At 39.1% G+C, this 804-nt stretch carries 1 protein-coding gene; it reads left to right on the top strand.

The window, feature by feature from the left end:
- Positions 1-69 precede the first annotated feature (69 nt).
- Positions 70-804, top strand: a 735-nt coding sequence (locus ADF62_RS08015) for a transporter substrate-binding domain-containing protein (RefSeq protein WP_048788569.1), incomplete at its 3' end; no start/stop codon positions are given.

Genomic DNA, 804 nt, shown 5'->3' with positions numbered 1-804 from the left:
TCAATTCCTTTCTAAGATTATCGACCACAACTCTGATCGTGTCCAAGTGGATGCCTAAGGAGGTTGCCTATGATTTTCAAAAAAATCTTACGTTACCTAACTGTCGCATGCTTAGCAATTGTCACTATTTTTCTTATCTCGAGTCACAAGACTAAGGCGGAAGACACTAGTAAGCTTCTTGATAGTAAAGCAGTCCAAAAGATTGTTAAGCGAGGGACACTCAATGTTGGTGTAAAACAAGACGTTCCTAACTTTGGTTACTATTCTGCTAAGACCAATAGCTACGAAGGTATGGAAGTTGATCTTGCTAAAAAGATTGCTGATGAGTTAAAAGTGAAAGTAAATTACATCCCTGTAACGACGCAAACCCGTGAACCTCTTATGGATAACGGTACTATCGACTTACTCATCGGTACCTACACCATTAATGACGAACGTAAGGCATCTTATGCCATCTCAGATCCTTACTACCATGATCAAATTGGTTTCTTGGTCCTAAAGAATTCAGATATTAATAAAATCTCAGATTTGAATGGTAAGACTATCGGGGTTTCTCAAGGGGCGTCAACTAAGGCTGCCTTACAAGAATATGCCTCAGCCCACAATCTTAAGTTCAACTACGTTCAACTAGGTTCTTTCCCAGAATTGGCTGTATCTCTTTACGCTCATCGTGTAAATGCTTTCTCAGTTGATAAATCTATCCTTTCTGGCTATGAAAGCAAGAAGACAAAAACCTTGAAAGAAGGTTTCAAAACACAAGAATACGGTATCGCCTCAAGCAAGTCTAACCAAGAGTTAATTGAT

Source organism: Streptococcus sp. 1004_SSPC (assembly GCF_001069025.1).
Lineage (GTDB): Bacteria > Bacillota > Bacilli > Lactobacillales > Streptococcaceae > Streptococcus > Streptococcus vestibularis.
Note: the sequence above shows the minus strand (reverse complement) of the source record. Positions and strands in the feature narration are given on the sequence as shown.